The organism is Campylobacter sp. CNRCH_2014_2849 (assembly GCF_025772845.1).
Taxonomy (GTDB): domain Bacteria; phylum Campylobacterota; class Campylobacteria; order Campylobacterales; family Campylobacteraceae; genus Campylobacter_D; species Campylobacter_D lari_D.
This window is the reverse complement of sequence record NZ_JAKMSW010000011.1, coordinates 25,235-40,847: the sequence shown is the minus strand read 5'-3', so window position 1 is coordinate 40,847 and position 15,613 is coordinate 25,235. Positions and strand designations below refer to the sequence as shown.

Annotated in this window: 18 protein-coding genes and 1 pseudogene; 7 read left to right on the top strand and 12 right to left on the bottom strand. The window is 28.7% G+C overall.

What is annotated here, in order from left to right; translation table 11 throughout:
• From L8X33_RS07505 to ribA, 3 genes are all read right to left on the bottom strand, one after another.
• Positions 1-342, bottom strand: a 342-nt coding sequence (locus tag L8X33_RS07505; RefSeq protein WP_263670381.1) for a hypothetical protein, incomplete at its 3' end; no start/stop codon positions are given.
• Positions 336-929, bottom strand: coding sequence for a 16S rRNA (guanine(527)-N(7))-methyltransferase RsmG (gene rsmG / locus L8X33_RS07500; RefSeq protein ID WP_133319825.1), 594 nt, complete (start codon positions 927-929; stop codon positions 336-338). The genes L8X33_RS07505 and rsmG, both read right to left, overlap by 7 nt.
• Positions 926-1,486, bottom strand: coding sequence for a GTP cyclohydrolase II (gene ribA, locus L8X33_RS07495; protein ID WP_263662270.1), 561 nt, complete (start codon positions 1,484-1,486; stop codon positions 926-928). Before ribA ends, rsmG begins: the two co-directional genes overlap by 4 nt.
• A 71-nt stretch (positions 1,487-1,557) precedes the next feature.
• On the opposite strand from ribA, the gene hemB reads away from it, so the two are divergent.
• The 4 genes and pseudogenes from hemB to L8X33_RS07475 all read left to right on the top strand — a co-directional run bounded on the left by hemB (position 1,558) and on the right by L8X33_RS07475 (position 5,645).
• Positions 1,558-2,541, top strand: a complete 984-nt coding sequence (hemB, locus tag L8X33_RS07490) for a porphobilinogen synthase (RefSeq protein WP_263666827.1) — start codon at positions 1,558-1,560, stop codon at positions 2,539-2,541.
• 2 nt (positions 2,542-2,543) lie between these two features.
• A pseudogene (locus L8X33_RS07485) lies at positions 2,544-3,027 on the top strand (DUF2603 domain-containing protein).
• Positions 3,014-4,369 (top strand): oxygen-independent coproporphyrinogen III oxidase, encoded by a 1,356-nt coding sequence (hemN, locus tag L8X33_RS07480; protein ID WP_133319821.1) that lies wholly within the window; start codon positions 3,014-3,016, stop codon positions 4,367-4,369. Before L8X33_RS07485 ends, hemN begins: the two are co-directional and overlap by 14 nt.
• 1 nt (position 4,370) lies before the next feature.
• Complete coding sequence (locus tag L8X33_RS07475; protein WP_263666828.1) at positions 4,371-5,645, top strand: (Fe-S)-binding protein; 1,275 nt, start codon at positions 4,371-4,373, stop codon at positions 5,643-5,645.
• Here L8X33_RS07475 and L8X33_RS07470 read toward each other — a convergent pair.
• Genes L8X33_RS07470 through L8X33_RS07460 form a run of 3 tightly spaced genes read right to left on the bottom strand, consistent with a single transcriptional unit; the run spans position 5,642 to position 7,869 of the window.
• Positions 5,642-5,851: a hypothetical protein gene (locus tag L8X33_RS07470; protein WP_133319819.1), complete on the bottom strand. Its 210-nt coding sequence runs from the start codon at positions 5,849-5,851 to the stop codon at positions 5,642-5,644. The two genes, L8X33_RS07475 and L8X33_RS07470, sit on opposite strands and share 4 nt — an antisense overlap.
• Positions 5,852-5,890: 39 nt before the next feature.
• A complete protein-coding gene (locus L8X33_RS07465) occupies positions 5,891-6,898 on the bottom strand; it encodes an alanine racemase (protein ID WP_263662959.1) in 1,008 nt (335 codons plus the stop codon).
• Entirely contained in the window at positions 6,898-7,869 is a 972-nt protein-coding gene (locus tag L8X33_RS07460; RefSeq protein ID WP_133319817.1) for a L,D-transpeptidase family protein, read from the bottom strand. Before L8X33_RS07460 ends, L8X33_RS07465 begins: the two co-directional genes overlap by 1 nt.
• Positions 7,870-7,995: 126 nt before the next feature.
• On the opposite strand from L8X33_RS07460, the gene L8X33_RS07455 reads away from it, so the two are divergent.
• From L8X33_RS07455 to L8X33_RS07445, 3 genes are read left to right on the top strand one after another with little or no spacing between them, the layout of a single operon-like run.
• Positions 7,996-8,415, top strand: a complete 420-nt coding sequence (locus L8X33_RS07455) for a copper chaperone PCu(A)C (protein WP_263659636.1) — start codon at positions 7,996-7,998, stop codon at positions 8,413-8,415.
• Entirely contained in the window at positions 8,415-8,861 is a 447-nt protein-coding gene (locus L8X33_RS07450) for a hypothetical protein (protein ID WP_133319815.1), read from the top strand. Before L8X33_RS07455 ends, L8X33_RS07450 begins: the two co-directional genes overlap by 1 nt.
• A gap of 3 nt (positions 8,862-8,864) precedes the next feature.
• Positions 8,865-9,422 (top strand): SCO family protein, encoded by a 558-nt coding sequence (locus tag L8X33_RS07445; RefSeq protein ID WP_263659637.1) that lies wholly within the window; start codon positions 8,865-8,867, stop codon positions 9,420-9,422.
• Positions 9,423-9,432: 10 nt separating this feature from the next.
• Here L8X33_RS07445 and L8X33_RS07440 read toward each other — a convergent pair whose 3' ends face one another.
• The 6 genes from L8X33_RS07440 to mapA form a co-directional block, all read right to left on the bottom strand.
• Positions 9,433-10,635: an ABC transporter permease gene (locus L8X33_RS07440; RefSeq protein ID WP_263659638.1), complete on the bottom strand. Its 1,203-nt coding sequence runs from the start codon at positions 10,633-10,635 to the stop codon at positions 9,433-9,435.
• Positions 10,636-10,697: 62 nt separating this feature from the next.
• A complete protein-coding gene (locus tag L8X33_RS07435) occupies positions 10,698-11,144 on the bottom strand; it encodes a hypothetical protein (protein ID WP_263659639.1) in 447 nt (148 codons plus the stop codon).
• Complete coding sequence (locus tag L8X33_RS07430) at positions 11,120-11,629, bottom strand: LPP20 family lipoprotein (RefSeq protein WP_133319811.1); 510 nt, start codon at positions 11,627-11,629, stop codon at positions 11,120-11,122. The genes L8X33_RS07435 and L8X33_RS07430 overlap by 25 nt, the downstream gene beginning before the upstream one ends.
• 61 nt (positions 11,630-11,690) lie before the next feature.
• Positions 11,691-14,261, bottom strand: a complete 2,571-nt coding sequence (gyrA, locus tag L8X33_RS07425) for a DNA gyrase subunit A (protein WP_263662962.1) — start codon at positions 14,259-14,261, stop codon at positions 11,691-11,693.
• Between the two features lie 21 nt (positions 14,262-14,282).
• The gene (locus L8X33_RS07420) at positions 14,283-14,864 is read right to left on the bottom strand and encodes a ComF family protein (protein ID WP_263670380.1); all 582 of its coding nucleotides are present in this window, start codon (positions 14,862-14,864) and stop codon (positions 14,283-14,285) included.
• Positions 14,861-15,508, bottom strand: a complete 648-nt coding sequence (gene mapA / locus L8X33_RS07415; protein ID WP_263662964.1) for an outer membrane lipoprotein MapA — start codon at positions 15,506-15,508, stop codon at positions 14,861-14,863. Before mapA ends, L8X33_RS07420 begins: the two co-directional genes overlap by 4 nt.
• Positions 15,509-15,613 lie beyond the last annotated feature (105 nt).

Genomic DNA, 15,613 nt, shown 5'->3' with positions numbered 1-15,613 from the left:
ACACACTCCATCAACGCTTAACTCATAAGCTTTTTTTAAATTATTATCTAAAACATCAAGTAAAAATAAAATTTTAGAGTCAAACATATAAAACTCAGCCATTTTTGAGGCAATTTTTGCTAATCTCTCATCTTCTATTAAAATATATTTTGCTCCTAGTGCATTAGAAAGTAAAATTTCTTCCTCATTCTTGGCATATATAGCAAAATCTATTTTTTCCTCTTTTGCACTTTTTATATTTTGTTCATTATAGTTAAAACAATTTACATTTGTTTTGATAAAAATATTTTCATAATGACTAAATTTTTGCATATTTATCAAAGGATGTCCAAAAATTAACATAGTTTTTCCTTTATCTTTAAAAGACAATAATTCCTAAAGCCTTGATTAAAAATTTGATAATCTTTCAATTCTTGCAATTCATCATAAACTTCACTTCCTTTATAAAGCAAAAATAAAGTATTTTTATCATAAAAACCATTTGAAATTTCTACCAAAGGTTTTACATCCATTAAAGCTCTTGAAGTAATTAAATCTACTTTAAAAGGTGGATAGTTTTGTAATTTTTCTTTTATGATATTTACATTTATCAAATTAAGTTCAGTTTTAACCACCCTTAAAAATGAGGCCTTTTTAGCGCTAGGCTCAAAAAGAAAAAATTCATTATCTTGCAAAATACAAGCTAAAAATAATGCAGGAAAACCAGCCCCACTTCCAATATCAATGATCTTTTTTTTATTACTCAAATCATAAAAATCTAAAATTTTAACACTATCAATAATATTTTCATCTATATTTTCAAAATGAGTTAAATTATGCACAGCATTAAATTTTTCTAACAACTCTTTATAGAGCGTGATTTTTTTAAAAAAATCATCTTTATTTGCAAAATCTTTTAAAAAATTTAATTGCTCTTCGTATTTTTTCAATTTAGATGTCCCATTTGTGTATATTTAATTTCTAAGTAATCTTTATTAAAACGATTTGCTTTTATTAAAATAGGTACTCTTAAATTAATTTTTTCTTTTAATGAATTTAGCTTTTCAGGATTATTAGTTAAAAGGTTAATTTTAGAAATCTTATAATGCTTAAGTATAAATTCTACTATTTCATAACTACGCTCATCCGCCTTAAAACCTAATTGGTGATTTGCTTCTATGGTATTAAAACCCTTATCTTGCAAAGCATAAGCATTAATTTTATTAAAAAGTCCTATACCTCTTCCTTCTTGCCTTAGATAAATCACCATACCACTATGCTCTTGAATGTATTTTAAAGAAAAATCAAGCTGTTCTCCACAATCACATTTTAAGCTTCCCAAAACATCCCCTGTTAAACATTCTGAATGGATTCTAATATTAACTTCTTTTTCCAATTTTCCTTTAAAAATACAAAGATGTTCTTTATCATTTTCTTTAAAACTTTGTATATTAAATTCCCCAAAACGAGTGGGGAGTTTTGCTATTTCAGAAATTTGAATAGTCATTATTTTACTTTACCTTTTTTATAAAAAATATGCTAGAATTTAAACAATTTTAACAAACAAAAAGGAAATTTATGTTTAAACGCTTTAGAAGATTAAGACTTAATGAGAATATTAGAAGCTTAGTAAAAGAAAATACCTTAAATTTAGATGATTTAATCTATCCACTTTTTGTTATCAATGGTGCTAATATTAAAAATGAAATCACGTCTATGCCAGGTGTGTTTCAAATGAGCTTAGATGAAATTTTAAAAGAATGTGAGGAGTTAATTAATCTTGGTATTAAAGCGATTATTTTATTTGGCGTGTTAGAAAGTTCCAAAAAAGATAGTTGTGGAAGTGATGCATTAAGCGATGATGGCTTGATTGCTACAAGTCTAAGAGCTATTAAAGCAAAATTTCCTAATTTGGTAGTAATTACCGATCTTTGTTTTTGTGAGTATACTGATCATGGGCATTGTGGTATTATTGATCCAAAAAGTAAAAGTGTAGATAATGATTTAACTTTAGAAATTTCAGCCAAACAAGCTCTAATTCATGCTAAAAACGGTGCAGATATGATAGCACCAAGCGGCATGATGGATGGTATTATTGAAACTTTAAGAAAAACTTTAGATGAAAATGGTTTTGAAAATTTACCTATTATGGCTTATTCTACTAAATTTGCTTCAGCCTATTATGGGCCTTTTAGAGATGTGGCTGATTCTGCACCAAGTTATGGAGATAGAAAAACCTATCAAATGGATTTTACCAATGGTAAAGAAGCCTTATGTGAGAGCTTAGAAGATGAAAAACAAGGTGCTGACATCTTAATGGTAAAACCAGCACTTGCGTATTTAGATGTAGTAAAAGATATAGCAAATCATTCTAAACTTCCACTTTGTGTGTATAATGTAAGCGGGGAATATGCTTTGCTAAAAGCAGGTCAAAAAGCAGGTGTGATTGACTATGAAAAAATAGTACTTGAAACTATGCTTGCTTTTAAAAGAGCTGGAGCTAAGCTTATCATAACTTATCATGCAAAAGAAATTGCAAAATTATTAACAAATAAGGAGTGAGATTGAATAGTCTAAGCAAAAAAAGCTCTCAAGATGTAATCAATGAATTATCTAATCATTTGGGCATAGAAAAACACAATCAAACTATATTTCATCTAACCCACATTAACGATAAAGAAAAAAAGTTAAGTCTAAAAAATGGCCATAATTTAGCACCCGAACCATGGTTTATAGTAGATGAAAATGATGAAGTTAAAACTATGTTTTCTGTAAAAACTCTGATTGAGTTTTTACAAAGTGCCAAAAAGATACAAAAGGATAATTTTGAACTTAAACTAGAAAAGGCTATCTATCAACAAATTCCTATTGACTTTAATGATGTATGGACAGTTGCAATGGATGAGATTAAACATCAAGTTTCCAAAGGTATAAAAGAAGTTAATATTGATTTAGATCAATTAATCAGCAATATTCATACAAAACATCCTAACTTATTTATAAACATGAAAGAAATGATGCAAAAAGGCAAAAAATGAGAGATTATAAAAATTTTGTTAAATACTCCAAAGCAGGACCTAGATACACTTCTTATCCTACTGCAGTAGAATTTAACACCCATTTTAAATATGAAGACTATATAAAAATTTTAAAACAACAAACAGCACAATTATCTTTATATTTTCATTTGCCTTTTTGCAGGAGTGCTTGTTATTTTTGCGGTTGTAATGTAATATATACCGCAAAAGAAGAAAGTAAAGAAAGATATTTAAATTATCTTTTTAAAGAACTTGATCTTTTAGCAAATATCATTGACACACAAAGGGAAGTAGCTCAAATGCATTTTGGTGGTGGCACGCCTACTTTTTTTTCTGCTAAACAATTGCAAAGTTTGATTTTTAAAATAAAAAGCATTTTTCCAAATTTTACCCAAGATAGTGAAGTAAGTTGTGAAATTGATCCTAGATTCTTAAATGAAGAACAAGCTGATGTTTTAATTCAAAATGGCTTTAATCGCATTAGTTTTGGTGTGCAAGATTTTAACGAAAAGGTTCAAAAGGAAATTCATAGAATTCAACCTTTTGAACTTACCAAAAATGCAGTAGATATGGTAAGAAAAAAAGGGATAAATTCAGTAAATATGGATTTAATTTATGGCCTTCCTTATCAAAGTCTAGAAAGTTTTAAGCAAACTTTAGAAAAAGCACTGCTGATTAATCCCGATCGCTTTGCTATTTTTAATTATGCACATGTGCCTTGGCTTAAAAAAAATATGAGAAAATTTGACGAAAACACTCTACCAAGTCCTGATGTAAAACTTCAAATTTTAGAATATTGTGAAAAATTTTTAACTCAAAATGGTTATAAAATGATAGGAATGGATCATTTTGCAAAACCACAAGATGAACTTTTTAAAGCCTTAGAAAATGGTAGTTTGCATAGAAATTTTCAAGGCTATACTACAAAAGGCGGAACTGATTTAATCGGGATTGGCCTAACAAGTATAGGCGAAGGTAAAAGACACTATATGCAAAATTTCAAAGATATGCCAAGCTACGAAAAGGCTATCGATGAAGGTCGATTGCCTTGCGAAAAAGGTATCATGCTTGATGATGATGATGAACTAAGAAAAGCTGTTATTATGGAACTTATGAGTAATTTTGCTCTTAATATAAAAAATATTGAAAGTAAATTTAAGATTGATTTTTTTGAATATTTTAAGCAAGATTTAGAAGAACTCCAAAAACTTAATGAATTTATCAACATAGATAAAACTCATATCAAAGTTAATGAAACAGGAGTACTTTTAATCCGTAATATTGCTATGTGTTTTGATAAATATTTAAAACGCATTAGCGAAGATAAAAAAGTTTTCTCTAAAACGGTTTAATATGTTAAATGTTAATGAAATTTCTAATGCTTGCGTAAAATGTGGAAAATGCATACCAGTTTGCACCATACATGAAATAAATCGTGATGAGAGTACTTCCCCTCGTGGCTTTTTAGATTTAATCAGTGCTTATGAAAACCAAGAACTAGAGCTTGATAAAAATCTTAAAAAAATATTTGAATCATGTTTTTTGTGTACAAATTGCGTTGAAGTTTGTCCAAGCCATTTAAGAGTGGATAGCGCTATTGAAAAAGTGCGTTACGATATAGCACAAAAATTTGGCATTGCTTGGTACAAAAAACTTGCTTTCTTTTTTCTAAGACGCAGAAAAATTCTAGATATTTTAGCAAGATTTGGTTATGTTTTCCAAAGCTGTGCTTTTAGTTTACAACATAAAAATTTGGGAATGAAAGCTAAATTTAACCTACCTTTAATCAAAAAAGATCGTTTGCTTCCTTCTTTAGCTAAAAAAAGCTTTCTAGCTTCTAATCCTGATTTCATAAATAATCAAGGTGAAAAAACCATAGGACTTTTTATAGGCTGCTTGTCAAATTACTCTTATACAAATACGGGTTTTGCTTTGCTTGAAATTTGTAAACATCTTAAAATCAATGTAGATTTATTAAAAGATCAATCTTGTTGCGGTGCTCCTCATTATTTTACTGGAGATTTTAAAAGTGTAGAAATTTTAGCTAAAAAAAATATCGTTTATTTTGAAGAAAAATTAAAAACTCTAGATTATATCATTATCCCCGAAGCAACCTGTTCTGCGATGATTAGTATAGACTATGAACATTTTTTCCACATGCAAAAAGATGAAGAATGGGCTATAAGAGCTAAAAATATTTCTAGTAAAATACTACTTGCAACAAAATATTTTTATGAATATACTAAACTAGAAGAGCTTTTAAAAACAAAGAAAAAATTAAAGACAAAAATTGCATACCACGATCCTTGTCATGCAAGAAAAATGCAAGGTGTTTTTAAAGAACCTAGAGCCTTGCTTAAACAAAACTATACTTTCAAAGAACTTATTAACTCAAATGAATGCTGTGGTTTTGGCGGTGTTAGTATGCAAACTGATCACTATGAAAAAGCTTTGCAAGTTGGTATAAGAAAAGCTCAAAATATACAAAAAAGCAATGTGGAAATTATCAGTGCAGAATGTTCAGCTTGTAGAATGCAAATTTCAAATGCATTAGAGCATGAAAAATCCTCCACGCATTTTTTACATCCATTAGAATTGATAGCAAAAATACTTCAAGATAAAAATTAATCTTGAATTTTTATATCTTCGATATTTGATCTATTTTTTTCTATTAAAATTCTATTTTTTTCTATATTTTCACTATTTTTTTTACACTCGTTTTTCAAGATTTCAATATTTTTATATAAAATTTTTATTTTTCTCTCGTAACGATTTATCAATAAAAATACTATAAATAAAAATAAAATTAAAATAGCCCAATTTAAAAATGCCATATTTGCCCTTTCTTTAGATATATTAACACTCTTTTTATCTTAAACTAAAATTCTTTTCAAATTTGGAGAAAGTTTGACTAAAATTTCATAGTTGATAGTATTAAAAAAACTAGCCATAATATTTGCATCATTTAAAACACAAATTTCATCTTCATCATTCTCACAAGAAAAACTATCCATAGACATTTTTCCAAGCAATTTCTTACCATTAGGAAGAAAAAAATCTTGTTTTCCATCATAACGCAAAAGCCCATCTGCGTAACCTAAATCATAAGTTGCTATTTCAAGATCTTCTTTTGCATTATATACACCACCATAACCAACACTTTGACCTTTTTTCAACACTCTTTGGCTTAATTTTTCAGCCCATAAACTTAAAACTTTGCGTAAGTCTTTATTAAAATGCGCATAGCCAAATTGCACAAGCCCTACTCTACAATACTCATCGCACCCAAGCTCGCTTGCTCTAAATAATGCTTCAGAATTATGTGAATGAAATATAAGCTTTTTAGCTTCATCACAAAGCAAAGTATATATTAGCTCTTTAGCTTGTTTAAATTTTTGTTTTTGCACAAAATAACTAGCATCTATTTCATCACTTCCTGCAAAGTGCATCATCACTCCATGAAGTATTAAATTATTACTTTGTAGTTCTTGTATCACTTCTTGAATTTCTTCAGGTATAATTCCATTTCTATGCATATTTGTATCTACAACTAAATGAATTTTTATATTTTGCTTGAATTTTTTAATATCATTTTTATCATTTAAAGCATAAATAAATTTTTCACTTTCATTGCCATGTGGATGATGGGATAGAATTAAGATATTATCAAAAATATCTTCAAGCTCTTTTGCTTCAGCTTCATTTTTTACCGCTATAAAATTTATACCTTTTGCTCTAGCTATAGGAGCTAAAAGCTTAGCTCCATGTCCATAAGCATTATCTTTAAAAACACATATTACTTTTTGATAACCTCCTGCTTTAGAGGCTATTAAGTCAAGATTATACTCATAAGCCAAACGATCAATTTTTATATATGCCATTATTGTTCAGCTAAAATTTGCATTTTATCTTCAACTAGCTTAACATAAAGGACTTTTTCTCCTTTGAATTTATAGTTAGTGCTACGATAGTCTTCATAAAATCCTATTCTAAAAATTTTCTCATTTTTATCATTTGGATAAGGACTTATGCTAAGATCTGAAAATTTAATGCTCTTTTTTTCTCTCTTTGCAAAAATTCTTTCTTTATTTTTTGCAAATTGCTCATAAGTGGATTTATTATTATGTTTAAAAATTTTTTTATCATAAAAAGATAAATACTTATTTATATCACTTTTTTGCCAACTATCTTTCCAGGCAAATAAATTAGCTAGTAAAATCGCTATTTCATCATGAGTTGCTCTTACTTTATTTTTCTCTTCTGTCATTGCATAAGATTTTCTATCAGCTACTAATTTATTAAAATCTTCCAATAAATCATTATGCACAGCAATACAACCTCTAGTTTTATAAGTATCCAAGCGTGTTCCATCTAAAGGATAGCCATGAATCCAAATACCACCACCTGTTTTACCCAAAGTTTTATCTAAAACATTTGGGTAAGTTGTTGCAAATGCAAATGGGCCATAATATGGATCACCAGGATAAAATTTCTTTCCAAGTTCGTAAAAACCTATTGGAGTTTTTAAATCTCCTTCTACTTCTTTATCTCCAGCTAAACCTGTTAAAACATCCCTTTGGATAAATTTCTTTTCTACTTTTCCATCATTGTAGTGATAAACTCTAATAATTTTATCACTTTTATTTGTTAAAACTATTGCAACATTTTCCTCATAATATCCTAAACTAATATTTTTGTCTTTTATCTCATCAAGCCAAAAATCTTTTTTACTTAACTCTTGCTCCAATACCCTTTCAACTGCATCAATACCTTCGTTTAGATAAATTTTTGCAAGATTATTTGCATTTGCAAACACAGCCAAACTAAACAATGCTAATATAATTTTAAACAATTTTCACCTTTCTATTAAAAATTAAAACAACAAAGAGCTAATTATAATATTTTTACAATAAATATATTTTTAATTTTTTCCGTGTATAATGTTTACAAATAACCAAAAACAAAAAAAGGAAAAATAATGAAAAAATTACTTAGTTTAGCCATATTAAGCACTTTTGCTTTTTCAAATCAAATTACTATAAATGATCCTTATGTAAGACAAACTCCACCTAATTCTAAAACAACGGCATTTTTTTTAGAACTTAAAAACAACTCAAACAAAGATATTAAACTCATAAAAGCTCAAAGTTCATTAAGCGATACAGCTGAAATTCATGATCATATTATGAAGGATGGTAAAAAAATGATGGTTCAAATTCCTCAAATCACAATAAAAGCTAATTCAAGCACTGAACTTAAACCTGGTGGGATGCACATTATGATACTAAATCTCAAAGAAAATATCACACCGCAAACAAAGGCCAATCTAACTCTTTATTTTGATGATAATAGCACAATTGAACTAAAAGATATCGAGTCAAGAAGCATTAAAAAATAATGAAAAATCTACTTGTCTTTGCCTTAGCTATAGTCTTTGCTATATGCGGGGCTTATTTTTACACCAATTCATCAAATACCGGAAAAAAGAGAGAATTAATTACCACTTTAACACCTCTAACATGTGATCTAAACATTCAAGAATGTGAATACAATTTTAAGGATAAAAAAGTCTTAGTAAATTTAAATCCAAAGCCTATTACTACATTAAATGAGCTTGATTTAAATATTACCAATTTAGGTGAGTTTAAAAAACTTAATGCTAGGGTTTATGGACTTAATATGTATATGGGAGATATTGTTCCACAATTTAAAAAAATAAACAATACTTATCATGCTAAATTAGTTTTAAGTTCTTGCACTCTAGATATAATGCGTTTTAGAATAGAGCTTTTTGATGATGAAACTCCACTAGGTTTTTATTTTGACTTTGATGTAAAGAGGTAAAATATGAAAAAAATAAATATTTTTTTATTAATTGTGGTAATTTTTGGAGTATTTTTTATATCTGTGCAGTATTTTGAAAACAACAAATACAATTTTCACTTAAATTCTGAAAAAGGCATACTTAGTCTAAAAGATTTTATCGGTAAAAAACTAATTGTATATTTTGGCTATACATATTGTCCTGATGTCTGTCCTAGTGAGCTTGCCTTGATTGCTAATGTTTTAGAAAAAATGCCAAATAAAGAAAAAGCTCATGTGATATTTATCTCACTAGATCCAGCAAGAGATAGCAACTTAACTCAAACTAGCCAATGGGTTAAGTATTTTTACCCAAATTCAACTGCATTGGTTGCTAAAGATGAAAAAGAATTAGAAAAAGTTACTAAAAATTATGGCGTAGTATATGAAAAAATCAATCTTAAAGATTCTGCTATGGGATATTCTATAGCACATAGTGGCGAATTTTATTTGATTGATGAGAATGGAAAATTTATTAAAACCATTAAAGATATTAGTTATGAAAGCTTTTTCAATGAAATTCAAAAATTCTTAAACGAATAAATTTCTCAATTTATTCGTTTCTTAAAGTATCTAAAATATCTACTTGTGTTGCTTTTTTAGCAGGATAATAAGAAGACAAGCTTACAATCATAATAGCACCAAAAATCGTAGTACAAAAATCAACAAAAGAAAGCTCCAAAGGTAGCTTACTCATGCCATAAACATCACTTGGTAAAGAAATAATGTCAAAATTTCCAAGTACCCACAAAGCAATAGCTGCAAGTATCACACCTGCTACGATACCACTTCCACCTATCAAAAATCCTAAAGAAAAAAATGTTTTTTTAATCTCTAACTTACTAGCTCCTAAAGAAAGCAACAAAGCTATCTCGCTACGACGATTCATTACTATCATTAATAAAGAACTTACTATATTTAAACTTGCGACCAAAATAATCAACATCAATACTATAAACAAAGCTCTTTTTTCTAAAGCTAATGCTGCAAAGAAATTTCCATTTTGCTCCCACCAACCTATACTAGCATATCTTGCACCCAAGAAAGCTTCAATTTGTTTAATATCCTCAAAAGGCTTATTTGAATATACATGTACCCCATCATAACTTCCTTGGGGATATGACAAAATCTTAGCTAAAGCTTTTACATCTGTATACATATAAGCTTTATCATAAGCTAACAAACCTGAAGAAAAATCAGCCATAACATCAAATCTTTTAACTTTTGGAATAAGCGAAAGTCCACTTGCATTAAGATTAGAAAAAATTAAGGTAATTTTTTCATTATAATCAAGTCCAAATTCATCTTTTAAACCCTTACCAATTAAAATATCAAAATTATCTAATTTTTTATCTTCTAAAGCTTGAGCTACTACCTCATTGATCTTTTTTTCATCTTCAAAATTAACCCCAAAAAGCATACCGCCTTCCAATTTTAAATCATTTCTTGCTATAACCTGAGTAGCAATATAAGGGCTAAATAATAAATTTGGAAATTTACTTCTTAATTCTTGCAATAATTTATCATCTACATTTGCCCCAAAACGCGGTAATATAGTGATAGGGTAATTCATAGTAAAAAGTTTTCTCTCAAATTCTTTATCAAAGCCATTCATAATAGCCATTGCAACTAAAAGCACACAAAGTCCTATACTTACACCTAAAAAGGCTAAAATTTTTGAAAGCATAATAAAGGGTTGATCTTTATCAAAACGCAGATATTTAAATAATAAATAACGAGGGATACTTTTATACATCTTTTACTCTTAATATTTTTTTAAGTATTTTAACTTGATTTTTATAAAAGCAAGCTTTGTATTTATTTAAGATAATATACAAAGGCACTATTATCATGAAATTCAACTATAAATCTTAGTGGCAAAATTCTCACATAAGTTTCACTTTGTGCGCTTGCTTGTTCACTTTTTACAAAATCTTTTACATCTATTTTTGAATTAAAAAAGCAATCAATTAAATCATTTTTATGATTATTTAAAAAGTTAAATTTATCTAACTTTGTCATCTTTTCTTCAGCCACCATACCAAAATCATTGCGTATTAAAGATTTTAAATCACTTGGTGTATAAACTAACTCACAAGCATATTCTAAATTCTTTTTTTTGCTTTTAGTCATAGCCATAGAAATAGTTTCATTTTGATGATAAAGGATAAAATTTTTATTAGAGAGTTCTGCCCAAAATATAAATTCATCTTGGGCAGTAGCATTAAAAATTATGAGGATTAATAAGCAAACAATTCTTTCCACTTGTCAGCATCGATTTTAAGTTCTACATTTACTCTATAAAGACCATCTTTAAAGTCTTGATCTACAACACTTGCATTTTTAATCAAACCATTTACCTGTGCTGTAATAGTTGAGCTTTTAAGCATTGCATCTTTTACTGTATCTTTACCATTAACTCTGACACCATACAACTTACTTGCTAATTGTCTATAAGCATCGGTAATTGCCGCTCTTTTAGCTAAAGCCAAAGCTTGACCAACTGAAACCGTATTTAAAGGAGCAATACCCTCACCCACCGCTGTAAAAGTTAGATCATTGTCTGTGCTTGTATCATTTGCAAGCATTTTTTCTTCTCTAATGATGTTACGCACATCATCTTTATCAACTTTTTGAACCACAACATCAGAATTTGCTGCTTGAGTCTGATTTGGATTCACACCTCTTTGATCTAGTGCACAAGCACTAAAACCCAAAGCTAAACAAAACATAAAAATAACTTTTTTCATTTTTTACACCTTCAATTTATTTGATTTTATTAAAACAGCAAAAAGCATTCCAATAATTTTACTATTCTAAATTTAAATCCATATTAGTTTCAGCATCTAACTCCTCATCTTCTTCTTTAGGACACTTAGCAATGCTTACAACCTCATCATTTTCAACATTAACAACAATTACACCACTTGTATTTCTACCTGCTTTTCTAATGCTTTGCATATCAACGCGTATCATCTTACCACTACTTGTTAATGCCATTAAATCCATACTTTCATCAACTATGACTATACCGATTAAATCTTTTGTTTTGGCAGTAAGTTTCATACAAATAACACCCTTACCACCTCTACTTTGAAGTCTATATTCTCCAGCATCAGTACGCTTACCTATACCTTTTGCACTTACGCTTAAGATTTCTTGAGCGTCATTTTCTATAACAACAGCACCCACAACCTCATCATCTTTTTCTTTAAATTTAATCGCAGTTACCCCTCTACTTACACGGCCAATCTCTCTAACTTTAGCAAGTGGGAATTTAATACACATACCTTTTTTAGTAACCGCAAAAAGCATTTTACCAACGATAGTATTATCAAGCTCTTCATTAGGTTCAAGCATTTCATTTTCTAAATTTTCTTCATAATTTTGTTCTTGAGTTTCATTTTCATCCCTTGCTACGATAATTGCAGTAACAAGTTCATCATTTTCATCTAGATTAATCGCTTTTACACCCACGCTTCTAATGTTTTGATATTCACTTAAATTTGTGCGTTTTACGATACCATTTTTAGTAAAGAAACATAATGATTTACTTTCATCAAAATCAGTGGTTGGAATAATTGCCATGATTTTTTCATCTGCTTGTAAATTAATGAGATTAACCACGGCTTTGCCTTTAGCGGTTCTACTTCCTTCAGGAATTTTATAAACCTTAAGCCAATAAAGCTGTCCGCGATCAGTAACAAACATCAAGGTATCATGTGTATTTGCCGTAAAGAAACTTTCTATAAAATCATCATCATAAGTTGTAACTGCAACCTTGCCTTTACCACCGCGTTTTTGTTTTTCATATTGCTTACTTGGAACACGCTTAATATAGCCACGATGAGTGATAGTAACTACCATATTTTCATTTGGTATTAAATCTTCTATATCAATATCATCATAGTCTTCTTCAATTTGAGTAATTCTTGGTACATCAAATTTTGTTCTGATTTCTTTTAACTCATCTTTGATTAAATTTTCAAGCAAAGTTTCGCTTTTTAAAATTTGATCAAGCCTCTCTATTTCTGCTAATAATTCCCTTAATTCATTATCAATTTTTTCTCTCTCAAGACCTGTTAAACGGCCTAATTTCATATCTAAAATAGCATTAGATTGAAGCTCGCTTAGACCAAATTTTTGCATTAATAAATTTTTAGCCGTTGGGTTATCAGGAGAGTTTTTAATCAAAGCTATCACTTCATCAATATTATCTAGTGCAATTTTTAAACCTTCTAAAATATGTGCTCTAGCTCTAGCTTTTTGCAACTCATAAATAGTTCTTCTAATAATTACAGTTTTTCTATGATTTAAGAATAAATTTAAAAGCTCAATTAAAGAAAAAACTTTTGGCTCTTTATTATGTATAGCAAGCATAATCACACCAAAAGTACTTTCCATAGTGGTAGATTTAAAAAGATTATTTAACACAATCTCACTCATAGCATCGCGTTTTAGCTCAATTACCACGCGAATTCCTTCTCTATCACTCTCATCTCTAACTTCAGCAATACCTTCGATTTGTTTTTCTTTGGCAAGTTCAGCGATTTGCTCTATTAATCTTGCTTTGTTAGTTTGATAAGGAAGTTCATCTATAACGATAATATCTTTATTAGCTCTTTTTTCTATATGGGTCTTTGCTCTTACTTTTACCCTACCACGACCTGTGCGGTATGCTTCTATAATACCTTTTTTACCAAAGATAATACCGCCGGTTGGAAAATCAGGTCCTTTAATAAATTGCATTATTTCTTCTAAACTTGCGTTTTTATTATCAATTAAATAAAGCAAACCATCAATAAGCTCATTTAAGCTATGCGGAGGAATATTAGTAGCCATACCTACTGCAATACCACTTGAACCATTAAGCAATAAATTTGGGACCCTAGCAGGTAAAACATCGGGCTCACTCATAGAATCATCATAATTTGGTATAAAATCAACCGTATCTTTTTCTATATCGCGCAAAAGCTCTTCAGCTAAAATCGTCATCCTAGCTTCAGTATAACGCATCGCAGCAGCGCCATCACCATCAATAGAACCGAAGTTTCCTTGTCCATCTACGCTTGGATAACGCATAGAAAAATCTTGCGCCATTCTTACTAAAGCATCATATACAGCTGTATCACCATGTGGATGATATTTACCGATTACATCACCCACTATACGCGCTGATTTTTTGTATGCACTACGACTTCCAACACCTAAATCATTCATAGCATATAAAATTCTTCTATGAACAGGTTTAAGCCCATCTCTAGCATCAGGCAAGGCGCGGCCTATAATAACACTCATAGAATAATCTAAATAACTACTTTTTATAGAACTTTCTATATCTATATTTTCAATATCTGAATCTTTAGTAAAAATATTTTCCATAAAAATCCTTAAAATTAATGCCTATATTGTATCAAATTTTGCATTAGCCAAAACTAAAGCAAAAAGCACTTCAATATTATTTTTTTCTAAAAGCTCTTTTGCCTCTAATAAACTTAATCCAGTAGTTATCACATCATCTACTAAAACTACAGGATATTTTGGACGCTTTAAAAGCTTATAAGATCTTTTATTATCTTTACGAAATTTCAAACTTTTACCACTATATTTAAATTCTGAACTAGCTTGCAAGGTGTGATACATAGGTTTTATAAATTTAGTATTTAAGTATTTAGTTAAAATAGCAGTATGAGAGTAATTTTTATATGTTTTATCATCTAAAGCTATAGCATTAATTTTACAAGATGGTTGAAAAAAATCCTCAAATTTAGCAAAACTCAATTTTGCTAAAGCATTTAAAACAAAATAGCCTTGAAATTTGTGTTTAAAATAAATCAAATGCTTAATTTGCTCATATTGATAAAAATAATAAACTTTAAAATTTCCCTCAAGTTCTCTTATACCTAAAGAATATTCTAAAAGCTCTTCCTTGCAAGCTGGACAAAAACTCGCAAAGGAAAATCCATGGCAATTAAAACACCTCACAAAGAGCTGATAATATCTGCAGATTTATTAGCCACTTGTTTTATAAGAAGCTGAGTGAAAAAAGGTAGATCTTTGATATTATAAAAACCTTTAACTTCTTGTTTGGTTTTAATATTAATAGTTTTATTGGTATTAATATCTTTTAGTGTCAATTGACTAGCAATAATTGAAAATAAAGAATTAGAATCAAATTTAGAATAAAAATCATTAAAACTTAAATCTACTCTTAAAACATAAGGAGAATCTTGTGTATCTTCTACTACAACTATACCTCTATTTTCTAATTCTTCTTTTAAAAACACATAAAAATAATAGTTGAAATTTTCATTGATGTAATAATTACTTCCATTAGAAGAAGAATATTTTAAATTCTCATTTAAATCATATACCCTATGAATATAAACTTTTTTTAAGGAAGCACTTTTATCAATTGTTCTTTTATTTGTGCAATACTTAAGTCCCACATCACTAATATACACAAGGCCTTTAATTTTTGCTTCATATGCTTTAGAATCAGAAGGATTATAACATTGTGCTTGAATTTTTATAAGCTCATTAACTTTTGCAACACTTTGATTTTTAGAATTTACAGCACATGCACTAAAAAATAAAGCTAAAACAAATACAAATACTTTTTTTAACATCTTTTTTCCTTAGAATCATCTTTATTATTTTATGATTTTTAATTAGCAAAAATTATACCAAAAACAAATAAATTTTACTAAAACTTACTTTTTTTCACACAAGAA

Excerpts from the sequence above, each read along its gene's own strand:
- ribA (WP_263662270.1), bottom strand. The coding sequence starts at position 1,486 with ATGACTATTCAAATTTCTGAAATAGCAAAACTCCCCACTCGTTTTGGG.
- hemB (WP_263666827.1), top strand. The coding sequence starts at position 1,558 with ATGTTTAAACGCTTTAGAAGATTAAGACTTAATGAGAATATTAGAAGC.
- hemN (WP_133319821.1), top strand. The coding sequence starts at position 3,014 with ATGAGAGATTATAAAAATTTTGTTAAATACTCCAAAGCAGGACCTAGA.
- L8X33_RS07475 (WP_263666828.1), top strand. The coding sequence starts at position 4,371 with ATGTTAAATGTTAATGAAATTTCTAATGCTTGCGTAAAATGTGGAAAA.
- L8X33_RS07470 (WP_133319819.1), bottom strand. The coding sequence starts at position 5,851 with ATGGCATTTTTAAATTGGGCTATTTTAATTTTATTTTTATTTATAGTA.
- L8X33_RS07465 (WP_263662959.1), bottom strand. The coding sequence starts at position 6,898 with ATGGCATATATAAAAATTGATCGTTTGGCTTATGAGTATAATCTTGAC.
- L8X33_RS07455 (WP_263659636.1), top strand. The coding sequence starts at position 7,996 with ATGAAAAAATTACTTAGTTTAGCCATATTAAGCACTTTTGCTTTTTCA.
- L8X33_RS07450 (WP_133319815.1), top strand. The coding sequence starts at position 8,415 with ATGAAAAATCTACTTGTCTTTGCCTTAGCTATAGTCTTTGCTATATGC.
- L8X33_RS07445 (WP_263659637.1), top strand. The coding sequence starts at position 8,865 with ATGAAAAAAATAAATATTTTTTTATTAATTGTGGTAATTTTTGGAGTA.
- L8X33_RS07440 (WP_263659638.1), bottom strand. The coding sequence starts at position 10,635 with ATGTATAAAAGTATCCCTCGTTATTTATTATTTAAATATCTGCGTTTT.
- L8X33_RS07430 (WP_133319811.1), bottom strand. The coding sequence starts at position 11,629 with ATGAAAAAAGTTATTTTTATGTTTTGTTTAGCTTTGGGTTTTAGTGCT.
- gyrA (WP_263662962.1), bottom strand. The coding sequence starts at position 14,261 with ATGGAAAATATTTTTACTAAAGATTCAGATATTGAAAATATAGATATA.
- mapA (WP_263662964.1), bottom strand. The coding sequence starts at position 15,508 with ATGTTAAAAAAAGTATTTGTATTTGTTTTAGCTTTATTTTTTAGTGCA.